The 18,430-nt window shown below is 76.6% G+C and carries 18 protein-coding genes and 1 riboswitch; of the genes, 6 read left to right on the top strand and 12 right to left on the bottom strand.

Going from position 1 to position 18,430, the window contains the following annotated elements; all coding sequences use genetic code 11:
- Positions 1-77: 77 nt before the first annotated feature.
- The gene (locus KDL28_RS41530; RefSeq protein ID WP_252439503.1) at positions 78-1,829 is read left to right on the top strand and encodes a GGDEF domain-containing protein; all 1,752 of its coding nucleotides are present in this window, start codon (positions 78-80) and stop codon (positions 1,827-1,829) included.
- A 7-nt stretch (positions 1,830-1,836) separates the two neighbouring features.
- Here KDL28_RS41530 and KDL28_RS16455 read toward each other — a convergent pair whose 3' ends face one another.
- The 4 genes from KDL28_RS16455 to KDL28_RS16440 all read right to left on the bottom strand — a co-directional run bounded on the left by KDL28_RS16455 (position 1,837) and on the right by KDL28_RS16440 (position 5,580).
- Complete coding sequence (locus KDL28_RS16455) at positions 1,837-2,709, bottom strand: ABC transporter permease subunit (protein ID WP_252439501.1); 873 nt, start codon at positions 2,707-2,709, stop codon at positions 1,837-1,839.
- On the bottom strand, positions 2,706-3,656 hold the full coding sequence (locus tag KDL28_RS16450; RefSeq protein ID WP_252439499.1) for an ABC transporter ATP-binding protein: 951 nt from the start codon (positions 3,654-3,656) through the stop codon (positions 2,706-2,708). Before KDL28_RS16450 ends, KDL28_RS16455 begins: the two co-directional genes overlap by 4 nt.
- A gap of 89 nt (positions 3,657-3,745) precedes the next feature.
- On the bottom strand, positions 3,746-4,408 hold the full coding sequence (locus tag KDL28_RS16445; protein ID WP_308216012.1) for a response regulator: 663 nt from the start codon (positions 4,406-4,408) through the stop codon (positions 3,746-3,748).
- Complete coding sequence (locus tag KDL28_RS16440) at positions 4,405-5,580, bottom strand: sensor histidine kinase (protein WP_252439497.1); 1,176 nt, start codon at positions 5,578-5,580, stop codon at positions 4,405-4,407. The genes KDL28_RS16445 and KDL28_RS16440 overlap by 4 nt, the downstream gene beginning before the upstream one ends.
- A gap of 170 nt (positions 5,581-5,750) precedes the next feature.
- Between KDL28_RS16440 and rpsT the strand changes: the two genes are divergently transcribed.
- Positions 5,751-6,017 carry a 30S ribosomal protein S20 gene (gene rpsT / locus KDL28_RS16435; RefSeq protein ID WP_252439495.1) on the top strand — a complete coding sequence of 89 codons (267 nt, stop codon included), beginning with the start codon at positions 5,751-5,753 and terminating at the stop codon, positions 6,015-6,017.
- A gap of 70 nt (positions 6,018-6,087) precedes the next feature.
- On the opposite strand, the gene KDL28_RS16430 is transcribed toward rpsT, so the two are convergent.
- Together KDL28_RS16430 and holA are read right to left on the bottom strand one after the other, a co-directional pair.
- Positions 6,088-7,173 carry a spore photoproduct lyase family protein gene (locus KDL28_RS16430; protein WP_252439493.1) on the bottom strand — a complete coding sequence of 362 codons (1,086 nt, stop codon included), beginning with the start codon at positions 7,171-7,173 and terminating at the stop codon, positions 6,088-6,090.
- An 85-nt stretch (positions 7,174-7,258) separates the two neighbouring features.
- Positions 7,259-8,215 (bottom strand): DNA polymerase III subunit delta, encoded by a 957-nt coding sequence (gene holA, locus KDL28_RS16425; RefSeq protein WP_252439491.1) that lies wholly within the window; start codon positions 8,213-8,215, stop codon positions 7,259-7,261.
- A gap of 113 nt (positions 8,216-8,328) precedes the next feature.
- Positions 8,329-8,449: riboswitch (SAM riboswitch) on the top strand.
- A gap of 8 nt (positions 8,450-8,457) precedes the next feature.
- Here holA and thrC point away from each other — a divergent pair.
- Complete coding sequence (gene thrC, locus KDL28_RS16420) at positions 8,458-9,744, top strand: threonine synthase (protein ID WP_252439489.1); 1,287 nt, start codon at positions 8,458-8,460, stop codon at positions 9,742-9,744.
- Between the two features lie 42 nt (positions 9,745-9,786).
- On the opposite strand, the gene KDL28_RS16410 is transcribed toward thrC, so the two are convergent.
- The 5 genes from KDL28_RS16410 to rsfS all read right to left on the bottom strand — a co-directional run bounded on the left by KDL28_RS16410 (position 9,787) and on the right by rsfS (position 15,824).
- Positions 9,787-12,753 carry a DNA internalization-related competence protein ComEC/Rec2 gene (locus KDL28_RS16410; RefSeq protein ID WP_308216011.1) on the bottom strand — a complete coding sequence of 989 codons (2,967 nt, stop codon included), beginning with the start codon at positions 12,751-12,753 and terminating at the stop codon, positions 9,787-9,789.
- Positions 12,753-13,709, bottom strand: coding sequence for a ComEA family DNA-binding protein (locus KDL28_RS16405; protein ID WP_252439487.1), 957 nt, complete (start codon positions 13,707-13,709; stop codon positions 12,753-12,755). The genes KDL28_RS16410 and KDL28_RS16405 overlap by 1 nt, the downstream gene beginning before the upstream one ends.
- Before the next feature lie 179 nt (positions 13,710-13,888).
- Positions 13,889-14,740: a DegV family protein gene (locus tag KDL28_RS16400; protein ID WP_252439485.1), complete on the bottom strand. Its 852-nt coding sequence runs from the start codon at positions 14,738-14,740 to the stop codon at positions 13,889-13,891.
- Between the two features lie 59 nt (positions 14,741-14,799).
- Positions 14,800-15,423: a histidine phosphatase family protein gene (locus KDL28_RS16395; protein ID WP_252439483.1), complete on the bottom strand. Its 624-nt coding sequence runs from the start codon at positions 15,421-15,423 to the stop codon at positions 14,800-14,802.
- Entirely contained in the window at positions 15,420-15,824 is a 405-nt protein-coding gene (gene rsfS, locus KDL28_RS16390; RefSeq protein WP_252439481.1) for a ribosome silencing factor, read from the bottom strand. The genes KDL28_RS16395 and rsfS overlap by 4 nt, the downstream gene beginning before the upstream one ends.
- Before the next feature lie 234 nt (positions 15,825-16,058).
- Between rsfS and KDL28_RS16385 the strand changes: the two genes are divergently transcribed.
- Genes KDL28_RS16385 through KDL28_RS16375 form a run of 3 tightly spaced genes read left to right on the top strand, consistent with a single transcriptional unit; the run spans position 16,059 to position 17,759 of the window.
- Positions 16,059-16,436, top strand: coding sequence for an STAS domain-containing protein (locus tag KDL28_RS16385; protein ID WP_252439479.1), 378 nt, complete (start codon positions 16,059-16,061; stop codon positions 16,434-16,436).
- 14 nt (positions 16,437-16,450) lie between these two features.
- Positions 16,451-16,876 (top strand): ATP-binding protein, encoded by a 426-nt coding sequence (locus KDL28_RS16380; protein ID WP_252439477.1) that lies wholly within the window; start codon positions 16,451-16,453, stop codon positions 16,874-16,876.
- Between the two features lie 4 nt (positions 16,877-16,880).
- A complete protein-coding gene (locus KDL28_RS16375; protein WP_252439475.1) occupies positions 16,881-17,759 on the top strand; it encodes a Vgb family protein in 879 nt (292 codons plus the stop codon).
- Between the two features lie 67 nt (positions 17,760-17,826).
- Here KDL28_RS16375 and KDL28_RS16370 read toward each other — a convergent pair whose 3' ends face one another.
- A complete protein-coding gene (locus tag KDL28_RS16370) occupies positions 17,827-18,381 on the bottom strand; it encodes a GNAT family N-acetyltransferase (protein ID WP_252439473.1) in 555 nt (184 codons plus the stop codon).
- Between the last annotated feature and the right edge of the window lie 49 nt (positions 18,382-18,430).

The raw sequence follows: 18,430 nt of genomic DNA, 5'->3' as shown, positions 1-18,430 counted from the left end.
CGTAGACGGGTCGGAACTGCCGGGCACCGGCGCGTCGCGGCGCGCCGACCGCACCGTGCCCGGCACAGGGGGCGGGCGTGACCCGAGCTGGCGTCACCGGGGTCGAGAGCGACCGGTGCGCGCTGGTGCGCGGCGCCCCGGACTGCCGCTGCGCCGCCGACCTCGACCACCTCACCGACGAGCAGCTCTCCGAGCGGGTCGTCGGGATGTCGCGCTGGCACCAGCGGTCCGACCCGGCGGTGCGCGGGGCCGCGGTGCGCGGGATCGACGAGCTGCTGGGCCGGATGCGGGTGCGCGGGGCGAGCACCGCGGTGATGTGCGAGGTGCTGCGGGCGGCGGTGCTGATGCGCCTGCTGCTCCTCGACCGGAGCGCGTCCGGTGAGGCGGCGGCGCTGGTCCGCGAGCACACCACCTGCGCCGAGCACGTCGGCGACCCGCGGCTGCTGGGCGAGGCGGCCACGTTGCGCGCGCACCACGCCGCCGTCTTCGGCGACGGGCAGGCCGCGCTGGCCGACGCCGGCACCGCGCTGGCCCTGCTCACCGACATCGAGCGGCCCCTCCCCGGTGAGGACCCGTCGGAATGGGCCCGACTGCTCTCCCGCAGCCTCAACGGGCTGGTGCTGGTGCTGCTCACGCTCGACGCGCACGAACTGGCCGACGAGGTCTCGCGACGCGCGGTCAGGATCTCCGCCGCCGACGGAGCGGCCATGGACCGCGCCGTCCACCAGATCAACCGGACCCGGCTGCAGCTGGCCTGGGGGCTGCGCCTGGAGCGCGGCGGCCAGGACGCCGAGGCCGCCCGCCGGTTCGCCGCCGCGGCCCGCACCGCCCGGTCCGCTGAGCGGCTCTGGGCGGTCTCGGTCACCCGGTCCGAGCGCGACGCCGTGCCCGGCCACCGGTGCGCGATCCTCGACGCGGCCCCCGCGCTGCGCCGACCCGGGCCGCAGCACGTCGACCGGCTGCTCGCCGTGCTCCCCGACGCCCGGTTCGTCCACGACCGCATCGTGCTGACCATCGCGGTCGCGCGCTGCCTGCTGGCCGACGGCCGCGCCGCGGAGGCGGTGCAGGCGCTGCGCCCGATGCACCTCGAGCTGACCGCCACGGCCGTGGAGCCCGCGCTCGCGCTCTCGCTGCACCGGGAGTACGCCCGGGCCGCGGTGCGCGCGGGCGTCGACCGGCCGGACGCGCTCGCCGCCTACGCGGAGGCGCTGGAGGCCGAGCTGTGGGCGCTGCAGGAGGCCCGGCTCGCGGCGCTGCGCGGGCACCGCGAGCACCACCGCCTGACCCGCGAGCACGGCGCGGTGGCCGCCCAGGCCATGCAGGACTCGCTGACCGGGCTGCCCAACCGGCGCGCGCTCGACCTGACCCTGGAGCAGGTGTCCTCGGGGCGGGAGGCGCCGTGCGCGGTCGCCCTGATCGACCTGGACCGCTTCAAGGACGTCAACGACGGCGGCTCGCACGCCGTCGGCGACGCCGTGCTCCGCGAGGTGGCCGGCTGCCTGCGCGGCGCACTGCGGGCCCAGGACCTGGTGGCCCGCTACGGCGGCGACGAGTTCGTCGTGGTGCTGCCCTCGACCTCGCTGCCGCGGGCCAGGGCGGTGCTGCAGCGCGCGGCGGCGGAGGTCGCCGCGCTGCCGACCGAGACGGCCGCCGGGGTGACGATGTCGGTGGGCGTGGTGGCGATGCAGGCCGGCAGTCGCCCGGCCGACGCGCTGGCCCTGGCCGACGCGGCCATGTACCGGGCCAAGCACGCCGGCGGCAACGCGGTCGTGGCCGGGCGCGGACCGGCCGGGATGATCCCGGCGCCGCGTCGCGCGCCCGGCGGTTGAGCCGGCCTCAGCCGCGCGCCGGCACGTCCCTGCGCCGCACCAGCAGCGCGGACAGCCCGACCGCGAGAACCGCCCAGCCCAGCAGCACCGCCACCGCCGCCACCGGGTCGCCACCCGGGCCGACGCCGAACGAGGCGTCCACCGCGGGCGCGCCGAGCGCCACGGCGAGGGTGCCCACCGCGGGCCCCAGCAGCAGGTCCTGCACCCACCCCACCCCGGGCAGCACGGCGAGCAGGCCGCGCACCGCCGTCTCCACGACCAGCACCCACACCAGCCCCACCCCGATCGCCCCGGCCGGGCTGCGCAGCGCGTGCGCCAGGAGCACGCCGACCAGCGCGAACACCGACCCGGCCAGCCAGCAGGCTGCCAGCGAGGCCAGCAGCGCGCCGCCCGGCGGACCGGTCGCCCCCGCCCCCTCCAGCGCGGCGATCGTGGCGGACACCCCGGCCGCCACGGCGTACTCGGCCAGCACCGCCGCCCCGACGACCACGACGAGCGCCAGCGCCTGCGCCAGCACCAGCCGGGCCCGGCCCGGCCGCTGCACCAGCAGCACGGCCACCGTCCCCCACCGGTACTCGTTGCCCACCAGCACCGCCCCGAGCACCAGCAGGTAGGGCGCGGCGTAGGGGACGTAGCCCGAGGCCACCGTGCCCGGCAGGGCGGGCGGCAACAACCCGGCCAGCACCTGCGACGCCGCCGGCTCCGGGATCCCGCCCAGGCTGACCACCAGGTACAGCACGACCAACCCGAAGAACGGTCCGGCCACGACCCACGCGCCGCAGGCCCACCAGGTCGCCCGGCGGCGCAGCATCGCCCCCAGGTGCACCGCGGCCCCGTCCAGCACGCCGCGCACCCCTCCGGTCCGCTCCACCACGCTCATGCCGGCACCTCCTCGGCCCCGATCCCCCCGGCGGACGCGTCCGCCTCCAGCAGGCCGGCCCGCAGCAGCACGGCCTCCAGCCCGCCCCCGGCCGGGCGCAGCTCGTGCACGGCCACCCCGGCCGCGACGAGGGCCCGGTTGAGCTCGGCCGCCTGCGCGGGCGGCGCCGCCACCCGCAGCACCGCCCCGTCGGCCTCGACCTCGCGGACCGCCGGGTGCGCCCGCAGCAGGCCGATCGCGGCCGCTGCGGGTTCGGCCCGCACCAGCAGCCCACCGACCCGCGCCGCCAGCTCCCCCGGCGGGCCCTCGGCGACCAGCCTGCCGCGGTGCAGCAGGCCGACCCGGTCGCAGACCTGCTCGACCTCGGTGAGCAGGTGGCTGGCCAGCAGCACGGTCGCCCCCGCGTCGACGCGCTCCCGGACCAGCCCTCGGACCTCGGCGATGCCGGCCGGGTCGAGCCCGTTGGTCGGCTCGTCGAGCACCAGCAGCTCGCGGTGCCCGCATAGCGCGACGGCCAGCCCCACCCGCTGGCGCATGCCCAGCGAGTACTCCCCGAACCGCCGGTCCGCGCGGTCGGCGAGGCCGGCCGCGACCAGCGCCTCCTGCACCGCGTCGGCCATGCCCGGCCCGCGCCCGAGACCGCCCAGCCTGGCCATCAGGGCGACGTTCTGCCGCCCGGTCAGGTGCGGGTAGAACCCGCCGGTCTCGGTCATCGCCCCGACCCGCCCCGCGGCCGTCCCCGGTGGGCCGCCGAACACCCGGACGATCCCCTCCGTCGGCCGGGCCAGCCCCAGCAGCAGCCGGAACAGCGTCGACTTGCCCGCCCCGTTCAGGCCCACCACCCCGTAGACCTCCCCGCGGCCGATGTCGAGGTCGACACCGGCCACCGCGCGCACGCCCGACGGGTAGCTCTTCGCGAGCCCCGCCGCCCCCACGACCTCTGCCACGGGCGCCAGCGTGGCCCGGGTGGACCCGCGCGCACATCGGGCCGTGGTCGCCCGGCGCCCCCCGCCCCGGGGACGAGCCGGCTACGACCTCAGGCGGACTCGCCCGCGCGGACCAGGCCCGTCTCGTAGGCGAGCACGACCGCCTGCACGCGGTCGCGCAGGTCGAGCTTGGTCAGCACCCGGCCGACGTGGCTCTTCACCGTGGCCGTGGACAGGTGCAGCTCGGCGGCGATCTCGGCGTTGCTGCGCCCGCGGGCCACCAGCACCAGCACCTCGCGCTCGCGCTCGGTCAGCGCGGCCAGCACGGCCGGGTCGCCCGTCGGCTCACCGGTGCCGACCAGGAACCGGTCCAGCAGGCGCCGGGTTACCCGCGGCGAGACGACCGCGTCGCCCGCGACCACCGCCCGGATCGCCGCCACCAGCTGGGCCGGCGGGGCGTCCTTGAGCAGGAAGCCGCCCGCCCCGCCGCGCAGCGCCGCGTAGACGTACTCGTCGAGGTCGAACGTGGTCATCACCAGCACCTTCGACGTCCCGGCCGCGGTGATCCGGCGGGTCGCCTCGACGCCGTCGAGCACCGGCATCCGGACGTCCATCAGCACCAGGTCCGGGCGCAGCCTGCGGGCCGCCTCCACCGCGGCGGCCCCGTCGCCGACCTCGCCGACCACGGTGATGTCGTCCTGCGCGTCCAGCACCAGGCGCAGGCCCATCCGCATCAGCTCCTGGTCGTCGACCAGCAGCACGCCGATACTCACAGCGCCCCGACCGGCAGCGGCAGCTCGGCCTCGACGCACCAGCCGCCCGAGGGCACCGGGCCGGCGTCCAGCATGCCGCCCGCGGCCCGGGCCCGCTCCCGCATCCCGGCCAGGCCGCTGCCGCCGTCCCGGAGCTCGGGCACCGCGCGGGCCGGGCCGCCGTCGTCGACGACGGAGATCCGCAGGTGGGCGGCGTCGCTCCGGACGCCCACGGTGACCCGGGCCCCGGCCGGGGCGTGGCGCAGGCAGTTGGTCAGCGACTCCTGCACGATCCGGTACCCGGTGGCGTGCAGGCCCGCCGGCAGCCGCGGGCGGTCCGGGTCGAGCCGCACCGCCAGGCCCGCGGCCCGCATGGTGGCGGCCAGGCCGGCCAGGTCGCCGACCGGGCCGGTGTCGGGCTCCCCGCCGGCCGCAGGCGCCGCCTCGGGGCCGCGCAGGGCCCCGACCAGGCCCCGCAGCTCGCCGAGGGTGCGCCGGCCGGCCTCGGCCACCGTGGCCATCGCCTGCTCGGCCCGGTCGGGGTCGCGGCGCACGGCCAGCCGCGCCCCCTCCGCCTGCACCACCATCAGGCTCACCGCGTGCGTGACGACGTCGTGCATGTCCCGGGCGATCCGCACCCGCTCCCGCAGCGCGGCCCCGGTCGCCGCGTCCCGCTGCTCGGCCTCGTGCCTGCGCGACTGCTCGCTCCGGCGGGCGGCCACGACCTCGCCGGTGACCGCCCCGACCACCAGGTACAGCAGGAATGCCAGGAACCACGGCCCCGTCACCGGCACCAGCGCGACGAGCACGACGACCGTCGCCGCCGCGAAGACGACCGAGTCCCGCCGGTCGCCGTGCACCCGCACCGTGGCCGCCATGATCGCGATGACGGCGACCGCGAAGTGGGAGTTCGCGCCCGGCCCGTGGGTCAGCGCGGTGAACGCGACCGCGGCCAGCACCGCCGCGGCCACGGCCCGCGGGGCGCGCCGCCGCGCGAGCAGCGGCGCGCACAGCAGCACCGACGACACCAGCGACCAGACCAGCGGCACCGGCGGCACCGGGGCCGCCGCGTTGCCCCCGCTGACCGCCCACAGCCCGCTGGGCAGGTCGACCGCCAGCAGGGCCAGCGCGATCGCGGCGTCCAGCGGCCCGCCGCGCGACCGCCAGGCCGCCCACCCCGAGAGCCCGCCCATGGTGGGCAGCGTACGAGGCCCGGTCGGTGGTCCGGTCGGGCTGCGCCGGGCCGGTGTCACCCGGTCCGCGATGCGCTGTAACATGGATGGTCGAGCGACCGGCGTGCCGCGGCATCCCCGCCACCGGTCCGGACGAGACCAAGCGGCAATCAGAAACCCGAGGCATTCGCGTGGCCAACATCAAGTCCCAGATCAAGCGGGTCAAGACCAACGAGAAGCGCCGCGTGCGCAACAAGTCGGTCCGCTCGTCGGTGCGGACCGCCGTCCGCAAGTTCCGCGAGGCCGCGGAGTCCGGCGACGTCGAGCAGGCCACCACGCTCCAGCGTGCGGCCTCCCGCGCGCTGGACAAGGCGGCCAGCAAGGGCGTCCTGCACAAGAACCAGGCCGCCAACCGCAAGTCCGCGATGGCGCGGCGGCTCAGCGGCATCTCCGCCTGACCCACCCGCACTCCGCCGACGGCGCCGCCCCACGTGGGCGGCGCCGTCGTCGTGCGTCCCGGACGGCCGCTCAGAAGGCGTAGCGGACCCGCAGCCACGGCGCGTGCGCCGCGATCAGGTCCTGCACGCCCCGCACGCCCTCGCGCTTGCGATCGTTGCGGTAGCGCACGTTCCACATCCCCGACTGCGACCGCTTGGCCTGCTGCAGCTCGGGCCGCCACAGCACGTCCTCGGCCTTCGGGTGCCAGCCCAGGTTGACCTCGTGCAGGTCGCGGTTGTGGGTCAGCAGGATGACCTCGGCGGCGGCCTGCGCCTTCGCCGCGGCCCCCAGCTCGTCGTCGAGGCGGGTGAGCAGCTCGGCCCAGTCGCGCTCCCAGCCCTCGCGCAGCACCACCGGCGACAGGTTCAGGTGCACCTCGTAGCCGGCCTCGACGAAGTCGTCGACCGCGGCGATGCGCTCGCCGATGGAGCTGGTCCGGATGTCGAGCAGCCGCGAGTCGCGATCGGGCATCAGCGAGAACCGGATGCGGGTGCGCCCGCGCGGGTCGTAGCCGAGCAGGTCGCGGTTGACGAACTTCGTCGCGAAGCTCGCCTTGGCCGTGGGCAGCTCCCGGAACGTCGCGACGAGGTCGGCGACGTTCTCGCTGATCAGCGCGTCGACCGAGCAGTCGCTGTTCTCGCCGATGTCGTAGACCCACGCCGCGGGGTCGATCTGGTCGGGCTCGGCCTTCAGCCCCTGGCGCCGGACGTGCCCCCGCAGGTACCGGGTGATCTTGTCGATGTTCGTGAACACCGTGATCGGGTTGGCGTAGCCCTTGCGGCGCGGCACGTAGCAGTAGGCGCAGGCCATCGCGCAGCCGTTCGACGTCGAGGGGGCGATGAAGTCCGCCGAGCGCCCGTTGGGCCGGGCCGACAGGGACTTCTTCACACCCAGCACGAGCGTCTCGGTCTTCACCCGCACCCAGCGCTCGACGTTGCCCGCGTTGCCGTGCAGCTCGGGGATCTGCCAGTGCGAGGCGACCTCGACCACCTCGGCGTCGGGGAAGCGGGCGAGCACCTGGCGACCGCGCTCGGAGTCGCGGGCCTCCGGCTCGGCGTAGACGGTGCGGACCTGCAGCAGGCGCGGGGCGGGGCGCGTCTCGGACGTCGGCGTCACACCGTGGACAACGATGTGGCACGTAGTGCCATTCCGCCGATCGCCCGGGCCGGCACCCACGATCGGGTGAGCGCGCCGGCCCGGTTCACTGCTCGTTGCGGGCGGCGCACATCCGCAGCACGGCCCGCTCCAGGGCGTAGCCCGCGTCGGCCGCGGCGCCCTTCACGTCCGCGTTGACCTGGGCCGCCGCCGCGAAGGCCGCGGCCAGCGCCGTCGGGTTCCAGCCGCGGACCTCGCGCTGCGCCCTGCGGATCTTCCACGGCGGCATGCCGAGCGTGCCGGCCAGCCGGTTCGGGTCGCCCCGGCCCGCCGAGCCGACCTTGGCCAGCGTGCGCATCGCGTCGGCCAGCGCGTCGGCCACCAGCACCGAGGGCACCCCGAGCGCCTGCGCCCAGCGCAGTGCCTCCAGCGCGCCCGCCCGGTCGCCCGCCACGACCTTGTCGGCCACGGCGAACCCGGAGGACTCGGCCTTGCCACGGTAGTAGCGGCGCACGGCGGCCTCGTCGACGCGGCCGCCGGTGTCGGCGACCAGCTGGCCCGTGGCCGCGGCCAGCTCGCGCAGGTCGGACCCGACCGACTCCAGCACCACCCCGATCGCCGCCGGCTCGATCTTCCCGCCGAGCCTGCGGACCTCGGCGCGGACGAAGTCCGACCGCTCCTCCGAGCGGGTGATCCTGGCGCAGGTGGTGACCTTCGCCCCGACCTTGCGCAGGGCGTCGGCCATGGCCTTGTTGCGTGCCCCACCCGCGTGCACGACCACCAGCACGACGCCGTCGGCCGGGTCGGCGGACTGGTCGACGATCGCGGTGGCCAGCTCCTTGCCCGCCTCGTGGGCGGCCTGCAGCACCACCACCCGGCCCTCGGCGAACAGCGACGGGCTCAGCACGTCGGCCAGGTCGACCGGGGTCAGCTCGCTCGCCCGGTAGCGGCGCACCTCGGCGGCCGGGTCGTCGAGGCGGACCTCGGCGGCCACCGCGTCCACGGCCCGCTCGACCAGCAGCTCCTCCTCGCCGACGACGAGCTGGACGGGTGCGACGGTCATGGTGCCCATGCTCGCCCACACCCCCGACGCGACGTGAGCCGGCTCCCACATCGCGGATACCGGCTTGGGCAGCCGGCCGGTCCTGCCGTAACGTTCGCGTCACAACTGAACATGGCTCATCCAGAGGGGTAGAGGGAACGGCCCGTTGAAGCCCCGGCAACCGGCGAGCACGCGTGTCCACGCGGCTCGATCACGGTGCCAATTCCGACCCGCACCGTGCGGGAAAGATGAGGAGATCCTCGATGTCCCTTGCCGCCGACACGTCTGTGCGCGGATCCGGTAGCGCCACGTCCCTCGACCTCGGTCCCGCACGCGCGCTGTCGTGCCGCGAGTGCGGCCACGAGGTCCCGCTGGCCGCCGAGTTCGCCTGTCCGCAGTGCTTCGGCCCGCTCGAGGTCGCCTACGACTTCGGCCGCGTGACCCGCGAGTCCATCGAGGCCGGCCCCAAGTCGATCTGGCGCTATCGCGAGCTGCTCCCGGTGCCCGCCCGCGTCACCTCCGTCCCGAACACCGAGCCGGGCCTCACCCGGCTGATCAAGGCCGACCGGCTCGGCGCCGAGCTGGGCCTGCGCAACCTGTGGGTCAAGGACGACACCGGCAACCCCACCCACTCCTTCAAGGACCGCGTGGTCGCCGTGGCCCTGGCCGCCGCCCGGGAGCTGGGCTTCACCGTTCTGTGCTGCCCCTCCACCGGCAACCTCGCCAACGCCGTGGCCGCCGCCGCGGCGCGCGCCGGCTGGGACTCCGTGGTGCTGATCCCCTCCTCCCTCGAGCAGGCCAAGGTCCTCACGACCGCCGTCTACGGCGGCACCCTGCTGGCCGTCGACGGCAACTACGACGACGTCAACCGGCTGGCCACCGAGCTGGCCGCCGAGCACGAGGACTGGGCGTTCGTCAACGTCAACGTGCGCCCGTACTACGCCGAGGGCTCCAAGACCCTCGGCTTCGAGGTCGCCGAGCAGCTGGGCTGGCGGCTCCCCGAGCAGGTCGTCGTGCCGGTCGCGTCGGGCTCGCAGCTGACCAAGGTGGACAAGGGCTTCACCGAGCTGGGCAGGCTCGGCCTGGTCGAGGCCACCCCCTACAAGGTGTTCGGGGCCCAGGCCACCGGCTGCTCGCCGGTGTCCACCGCCTACGCCGAGGGCACCGACGTCGTGCGCCCGGTCAAGCCGGACACCATCGCCCGCTCGCTGGCGATCGGCAACCCCGCCGACGGCCCCTACGTGCTCGACGCGGTGCGCCGCACCGGGGGCGCGGTCGCCGACGTCAGCGACGCCGAGGTCGTCGAGGGCATCCGGCTGCTGGCCCGCACCGAGGGCGTGTTCGCCGAGACCGCGGGCGGGGTCACCATCGCGACGACCCGCAAGCTCGTCGAGTCCGGGCAGCTCGACCCCGACGCCGAGACCGTGCTGCTGATCACCGGCGACGGCCTGAAGACCCTGGACGCCGTGTCCGGCCAGGTCGGCCCCACCGCCACCGTGCCCTCGACCAGCAAGGCCGTCCGCGAGGCCCTGGCCGCCCAGGGCCTCTGACGCGTCCGCGCCCGGCACGCCCCGCGGGCGTGCCGGGTGTGGTCAGTCGGCGGCGTCGGCCTCGATCGAGACCAGCAGCTCGGGTCGCGCGAGGCGCTGGATGCCCAGCAGGCTCTGCGGGGGTCGGATGCCGGCCGGCGTGATCCACTGGGTGTAGACGTCGTAGTTCTCCAGGAACGCGTCGACGTCGGTGGTGTAGAAGCGCAGCCCCACGACGTGCTCCCGGCGCATCCGGGCCTTCCAGAGGATGGCGTCGACGTTGGCCAGCGAGCACTCGATCTGGCCGCGCATGTCGCCGGGGGCGACGACGGCCAGGCCACCGGGCGAGTCCGGATCGGGCCGCATCGAGACCTGCCCCGAGCACCGCAGCCGGCGGTCGACGCCGGTCAGCAGCTCGGCCTGGTCCAGGCTCCAGGCCAGCCCCCACTCCCATGGGTTGACCGACTCCCTGCGCATGGGCGACCTTCCGCGCTGTCCGGCGACGCTGTGCTGCGACTCACGTGCGGCCACAGTAGCCCGACCCGGCCTCCACCCCGGACAGGTCGCCGCGAGTGCCGGGCCGGTCGTCGGAGGTGACCGGGACCTGCGGCCCGCCGCCGCACGACGTCGCGAGGCGGGCAGCGGGTCGCCGCGGGTGACGACCAGCGGACCGGTCGACCGGGCACCGGCGACACCGCCGTCGCCGGCGACGACGGCGATGTCGCCGGCCACGTCGGTGCGCCGGACGAGCGCCCCCGCCCGCTCCAGCCGTCCCAGCAGGCCCGCGTCGGGGTGCCGGTAGCGGTTGCCGGCCCCCACGCTCACCAGCACCACCCGCGGCCGCACGGCGTCGAGGAACTCCCCGGAGCTGTAGCGCGATCCGTGGTGGGGCATCTTCAGCACGTCGGCGCGCAGGTCCACCCCGGAGGCGAGCAGGTCGGACTGGGCGGCCAGCTCGACGTCGCCGGCCAGCAGCACGGTGCCGGCCGGGGTGCCCGCCCGCAGCACCAGCGAGCCGTCGTTGACCTCGGTGCCGTCGTCGGGGTCGACGTCGGCGGCGGGGTGCACCGGTCCGAGCACGTCGAGGACCAGACCGGGCCAGCGCAACCGCTGTCCGGTAGCCAGCGACACCAGGGGCGCGCCCGCCTCGGCGGCCTGCCGCCGCACCGCGGCGAGCGCATCGTGGGGCTCCCGGACCGGCCCGACCGCCACCCCGCCGACCGGGCGCCCGCGCAGCGCCCCGGCCAGGCCGCCGATGTGGTCGGCGTGCAGGTGGCTGAGCAGGACCAGGGCGATGCCCACCACGCCGAGCCTGCGCAGGCACGCGTCGACCAGGGCGTCGTCGGGTCCGACGTCGACCAGGACGACCCGGCCGGGGTGGCCGGTGGCCAGCACGAGGGCGTCGCCCTGCCCGATGTCGCACGCGGCCACCGCCCAGCCCGTCGGCGGCCACCCCGGCGGCGCGAGCCGCGTGGGCACGAGCACCAGGGCGAGCCCGAGGCCCGCGGCGGCCAGCAGGGCCCGCCAGCGCCGGGACCGGGCGAGCAGCAGCAGGAGCAGCAGCACCCCGGCCAGCAGGAGCCCACCGGTGGGTCCCTCCGGCCACGGGATCTCCGCGCCGGGCACCGCGGCCGCCCGGCCGGCGACCAGCACCAGCCAGCCCACCGCGGGCCCGGCCGCCCACGCGCAGAGCTCGGCCGCCGCACCGGACAGCGGCGACAGCAGCGCCCCCAGCACCCCGAGCACCGTGGCGGGGGCGACCGCAGGCACGGCCAGCAGGTTGGCCAGCACGGCCACCGGGTTGACCGTGCCGTTGAGCCCGGCCACCAGCGGGGCGGTCGCCAGGAACGCCGCCGCCGGGACCGCCAGCGCCTCGGCCGCCCACCGCGGCACGTGCCGCCTGCGCAGCGCCTCGGCCCAGCCCGGTGCGAGCAGCACCAGCGCGCCGGTCGCCACCACCGACAGCGCGAAGCCCGGGTCGACCGCCAGCGCCGGGTCGACCAGCAGCAGCACCAGGACAGCCGCGGCCAGTGCGGGCACAGCCGAGCGCCCGCGGCCCAGGGCCAGCGCCAGCAGCGCCACGCCGCCCATCACCGCCGCCCGCAGCACGCTCGGCGAGGGCCGGGCCAGCACCACGAACCCGACGACCACCACCGCGCTCAGCCCGGCGGCCAGCCGGGGGTCGGCCCGCAGCAACCTCAGCATCGCCAGCACCGCTCCGCCCACGATCGCCAGGTTGGCGCCGGAGACCGCGAGCAGGTGCGTGAGCCCGGCCGTGCGGAAGTCGTCCTCCACCTCAGCCACCAGCGCCGACCGGTCGCCGACGGCCAGGCCCGGCAGCAGGCCGGCCGGGGCGGGCGGCAGCACGGCCGCGGCGGCCCCGCGCAGCCCGGACCGCAGCTCCCCCGCCGCCGTCTGCCACCACGGCGGCGCGGCCGGGTCGACGGGTGGGCCGCGGACCCGCAGGACCGCGGCCAGGAGGTCGCCGCGCTCGGCCGGCGCCAGCAGGCCCTGCGCCCCGACCTCCTGGCCGGGCAGCAGGTCGCGCCAGCCGTCGGCCGGGGCGATCAGCAGCACCCGGCCGCCGGTCGACCACCGGTCGTCGCCGACCTCCGCGGCCGTGAGGGTGGCCGCGACGACCACCGTGGCCGGGGTGGCCGGCCCGGCGACGCCCGCCTCCACCCGCACGGGGCGGGGGTCGTCGGTGACCACCACCCGGACGGTGGCCGAGGCCCCCCGCTCGGCGGGCTCCCGCAGCGGGTGGCCCGCGAGCAGCAGGGTGTGCGCCGTGACGACCAGCCCGGCCGCCGCCGCGCACCCGGCGGCGGCCACCGCCCGCGCGGCCCAGGCCGGTCGGCGGCGGCGCCGCCACGCCACCACGGCCAGTGCGGCGGCCACCGCCGTCAGCGCCCCGGCCGGCCACGGCCCGCCGACGACGCCGACGACCACCACCGCCCACGCCAGCAGGGCCGCCGGCACGAGCCGCAGGTCGGGCGGGCGGATGGGCTCGTGCGGGTCGCGGGCGCGCATCAGACCACCACCAGCTCGCGGAGCTGGGCGAACCGCCGCTCCCCGATGCCCTCGACCTCGCGCAGCTGCTCGACCCGGGCGAAGCGGCCGTTGCGGGTGCGCCACTCCAGGATCCGCTGGGCCGTCACCGGCCCGACGCCGGGCAGCGCGTCGAGCTGCTCGAGGGTGGCCGCGTTCAGGTCGACCTTGCCTGCCGGCGCCCCCGGACCGGCCTGCGCTCCGCCCGCCGGCGCCGGTCCGGTCGCGTCCGGGGCGGGCGGCACGCCGACCGCCACCTGCTCGCCGTCGGCGACCCGGCGGGCCAGGTTGAGCCCGGTGAGGTCGGTGCCGGGCAGCGCACCGCCCGCCGCGGCGAGCGCGTCGGCGACGCGGGCCCCGGACGGCACCTCCACGAGGCCGGGTCGGGCGACCCGGCCGGACACGCTCACGACCAGCGGCCCGGCCGGCTCCGCGGGCGCGTCGGAGGGTGCCCCGGCCCCGGCCGCCGGCTCGTCCAGCACGACCGGGGGCAGCCCGGCGACCGGTTCCACCCGCGGCCGCTCCGACCAGACGCCCACCGCGGCCACCACCGCGGCCACCGTCGCGACGAGGACGAGCACCAGCGCGGCGGGCCGACCGGGATCGAGCCGCGCTCCGCGCCAGCCGGCCGGGGCCAGGCGCCGCAGCGGGCCCCCTTGGCCGGGCCGCGGTGCGAGCAGGCTGATGGGCTCGGTCGGCGGCTCGTCGGCCGCCGGCGGCGGCGCGGGACCCGCCGCGGGCGGGCCGACGTCCTCGGTCCAGGGCAGGGGCGGCGCGTCGCCGCCGGGTCGTTCCGGTGGTCCGGTCGGGGGCCCCGCTCCCCCGGCCCGCCACGTCACCGCCTCGCCGCCGGGGCCGAGCAGGCGCGGCGGGACCACGGCGGGCCGCAGCGCGGTGCCGAGCCGGGTGGTCGGGGTGAGGGGGTCGGGACGAGCCATGCGCCGACGCTAGGTCGGCGCCGCCGCTGCCGGATGACGAATCGTGCCGGCTGTGGACAACTGCCCACTTGTGGACAGACGACCGAGCCGAGCCCCGCGCCGGGCGATTCCGTCGGTCCGACGCGATATCGTTCGGCAGGGGCTCTGACCTGCGCGCAGAGGGAGCCGAGACGCGCGGGTCAGTGGTCGTGCGGCACCACGACGACCCCCAGCAACCCCATCCCGACGTGCGCCCCGATCACCGCGCCCACCTCCGAGACCAGCAGGCGCGCCGCGCCCGGGAGCCGCTCGCGCAGCCGCGCGGCCACCTCCTCGGCCCGCGCCGCCGCGCCGAGGTGGTGCACCGCCAGGTCGACCGGCCCGTCGCCGGCGGCTTTCACCGCCAGCTCGACCAACCGCTGGGCGGCCTTCGCGGTCGTGCGCACCTTCTCCAGCGGCAGGATCCGGCCCTGCGCCACGTGCAGCAGCGGCTTCACCGCGAGCGCCGTGCCGACCAGCGCCGCGGCCGCGCCGATGCGCCCGCCCCGGCGCAGCCGGTCCAGCGTCTCGACCGAGAAGAACATGCGGCACCGGGCGGCCACGTCGGCCGCGGCGGACTCCACCTCGGCGATGTCGGCCCCGGCCCGCGCCGCGTCGGCGGCGGCGAGCACCGCGAAGCCCAGACCCATGCCGGTGGCCTGCGAGTCGACGATCCGGATGCGCGCGGCATCGACCTCGCGCGCCGCCTGGCGGGCGGCGTCCCAGGTGCCGGACAGGCCGCGCGAGAGGTGCACCGAGACCACGCCCGGTGCGCCGGCGTCCAGCGCGGCCCGGAACCGGCGGACGAACTCGGCCGGGGTCGGCCGCGAGGTCTGCACCTCGAGCGAGCGGTCGGCCAGTGCGGCCACCAGCTCGTCGGTGCCGATGTCGACGCCCTCCCGGCCGATCCGCGACCCCAACCGGACCTCGAGCGGGACCACCCCCACGTCGCGGGCCCCGACCAGGCCTTCCGGGAGGTAGGAGGTGGAGTCGGTGACGACGGCGACGGGCACGTCGGGTGACCCTAGTGCCCCAACTCACATCCGCAGCGCAGGGCGCAGCGGCGGCGGGCTCAGCCGGCGGTGCCGACGTTGTAGCCGGTCAGCCGCCAGCGCGGGTGGTCGTCGCGGCGGGCCAGTGCGGCCCAGCGGCAGTTGCCGAGCCCGCCGATCGACGGCCAGGCCGGGGTGGGCAGCGCGAGCAGCCCGCAGACCAGCCCGGCGATCAGCCCGCCGTGCGCGACCAGCACCGCGGTGGCCGCGGGGGTGTCGGCGAGCTCCTCCTCGACCTCCTCCACGACCGGGCGGCTGCGGCGGACCACGTCGATGCGGGACTCCCCGCCCGGCGGGGCCCACGACGGGTCGGACCGCCAGGTCGCGATCGCGCCCGGGTACTCCTGCTCGATCTGGGTGACGGTGCGGCCCTGCCACTCGCCCAGGTGCGTCTCGCGCAGCCGGGGGTCGAGCGTGACCGGCAGCCCGCACGCCCCGCCGACCTGCTCGGCGGTGTCGCGGGCGCGCTGCAGGTCGGAGCTGATGATGCGGTCGGGGCCCACCTTGGCGATGTCCGGGGCGACGGCCACGGCCTGGGCCACGCCGTCCGGGGTGAGCTGGGAGTCGATGTGGCCCTGCATCCGCCCGGCGATGTTGTAGTCGGTCTGGCCGTGGCGCAGCAGCACCACCATCCGCAGCGTCACCCGGCGCCGTCCTCGTCCGCGCCCGCCCCCTCCTCGGGGGTCTCGGCCTCGGGGAACCGGATGCGGGGGCAGTCCTTCCACAGCCGGTCGAGCCCGTAGAAGCCGCGCTCCTCGGAGTGCTGGACGTGCACGACGACGTCGACGAAGTCGAGCAGGACCCAGCGGCCCTCCCGGGTGCCCTCGCGGCGGGTGGGCTTGGCCCCGTGCAGGCGCAGCTTCTCCTCGACCTCGTCGACGATCGCCTGCACGAGGCGCTCGTTGGGCGCCGAGGCGATCACGAAGCAGTCGGTGATCACGAGCTGCTCCGACACGTCGAGCACGACGATGTCCTGGGCCTTCTTGTCCGCGGCTGCGGCAACGGCCACGCGGGCCATGTCCAGGGCCTGGTCGGTGGCCGTCACGGTTCCCCTCTCCCGGTGGACCTGCCGGCCCGCCTCGTCGCGTCCAGTGTCCCAGGCCCGCGCCACGGGGCCCCGGCGGGCACGGGTCGGTCGAAGTGTGGGATGTCCCCCGGGGCGGGTACCACCAGGCATGAGGCGCACAGCGACGACCACGGGGGCCCACCGGGAGCGACGAGCGGCGGGGCGGACCGTGCATCGGGTGGGTGGCTCGGCGCGTCTGTACCCTCCGTCAGCATGAGTGGCCCGCTCGGTGGAGTCCCGCCCGCCGAACTGCTGATGACCGTCGCCCGGCAGGACCGGGGCGGCTGTCTCGTCCTCGCGGTCCGTGGTGAGGTCGATCTGAGCACCGGCGGCCGGTTGGCCGAGTCCGCCGGTGAGGTGCTGCGCGAGGCCGGGAGCCGACCGGTCGTGCTGGACATGCTGGGGGTCGAGTTCCTCTCCTCGTCGGGGCTGGGCGTGCTGGTCTCGCTCAACGACGAGGCCCGCGCCAAGGGGACCCCGCTGCGCGTGGTGGTCGACCAGGACCGCCCGGTCATGCGGCCGATCCGGACGATGGGTCTCGACGACGTGCTGGCGATGTTCGGGACCGTGGACGAGGCCGTCGCCGTCTGATCGGGAGGGTGCACGTGGCCGAGCCCGCCGCGGTCGCCGGTGCCATCTCGATGGTGCTGATGGCCGACCCGGTCTCGCTGTCCGTGGTGCGCCAGCGCTTCCGGGTCTGGCTGGCCGACCTCGCGTGGCCCGACGACGAGGTCGACGACATCGTGCTGGCCGTCAACGAGGCCGTGTCCAACGCCGTCGAGCACGCCGACGCCCCCGGGTTCGCCTCCGAGGTGCGGGTGGCCGCGCGCCAGTTCAGCGAGACCGACGGCGGGCGCCGGATCGTGGTCGGCGTGTCGGACAACCGGCGCTGGTGCCCGCGCGACACCCAGCGCGGCCTGGGCATGCTGATGATCCACACCTGCATGGACGACGTGCGGTTCGAGACGAACCACGAGGTCACGACCACGCTGATGACCAGCGTGAAGGTGCCACCGCTGCGGAGGGGATGAGCGCTTGTCCGTCACCGAGTTCCCGGTCGCCGAGGCCGGGGCCGGTCCCTACGGGATCGTCACCGGCCCCGACGGCGCCCTGTGGTTCACCCAGGTGCACGCCGGCCGCATCGGCCGCCTGGCCACCGACGGGACGGTGTCCAGCCACCAGCTCGACCCGGCGGACGGCGGGCCTTCGCTGCTGGCGGCCGGCCCCGACGGGGCGCTGTGGCTCACCGAGTCGCGGGCGAACCGGATCCGCCGGATGACCACCGACGGCACGACGACGGCGGTCGACGTGCCCACCCCGGCCTCCGGCCCGTTCGGCATCACCGCCGGGCCCGACGGCGCGCTGTGGTTCACCGCGATGAGCTCCGACCGGATCGGCCGCCTCGACCCCGGCGGTGGGGTCCGCGAGTTCGAGCTCCCGCACGCGGGCGGTTTCCCGTCCATGATCGTCACCGGGTCCGACGGCGCGCTGTGGTTCACGCTGAACCAGGCCGGCGCCATCGGGCGGATCACCACCGCGGGCGCGATCACGACGTTCGCGTTGCCCACCGAGGAGGCGGGTCCGGTCGGCATCACCGCGGGCCCCGACGGCGCGCTGTGGTTCGTCGAGATCCTCGCCGGTCAGATCGGCCGCATCGACACCGACGGCCGGATCACCGAATTCCCGCTGCCCGACCGCGGCGCCCGCCCGCACGCGATCACCACGGGCCCGGACGGCGCCTGCTGGTTCACCGAGTGGGGGGCCGACCGCGTCGGTCGCATCGACGTCGACGGACGCGTCAAGACCGTCGCGCTGCCCACGCCCGGCTCGGAGCCGCACGGGATCACCGCCGGTCCCGACGGCGCGCTGTGGGTCGCCCTCGAGATCGGCGCCCTGGCCCGGCTGGAGCCCTGAGGCCCTGCGCGCCGGACAGCCGCTGCGGGGTGGGCCGGATCTGCTCGAGCTGCCAGGTGACCCGCGGCTACGGCGCTGACCCCGGCGACGTCGCCACCCAGAACCTGAGCTTCACCCCCCGCCGGTCCTCGAACTCGCCGCCGCACGCCTCGATCACCTTCCGGGAGGCGACGTTGTCGACGTCGCAGGTGACGAGCGCGCGGTCGATGCCGAGACCGGCGACGACCGGCAGCGCGGCGCGCAGCATGGCGGTGGCGTGGCCGCGTCGGCGAGCGCTCGGACGCACGTCGAAGCCGATGTGACCGCCGCCCTCCAGCAGCCTCGGGGTCAGCCGGTGCCTGACGGCGAGCCGACCGAGGTACTCGGCGCCGTCGACCCACCACAGCGTGGTGGCCGGCACGATGCCGGGCGGCCGTGGCGCGTCCTCCTCCGCCTCGGCGCGCAGGCGGCTCACGTACCGGGCGAACCCCTCCGGGGTGTGCCAGGTCGAGCCGAACTCGCGGATCTCCACGCCGATCATGGTCTGGTCGTCCGGCTTGCCCCGGCCCTCGGCCTGGAACTCGGCCATCGCCGCGACGTACGACTCGCGTACCCGTGGCAGGGGACGGATCAGCTCGGGCACGCGCACAGCCTAGCGATCCGGGCCGACTCCTTGATCATGTTCAGAGGTA

Origin of the sequence: Pseudonocardia humida (assembly GCF_023898865.1) — a bacterium.
Lineage (GTDB): Bacteria > Actinomycetota > Actinomycetes > Mycobacteriales > Pseudonocardiaceae > Pseudonocardia > Pseudonocardia humida.
This window is presented reverse-complemented; position numbering and strand designations above follow the sequence as displayed.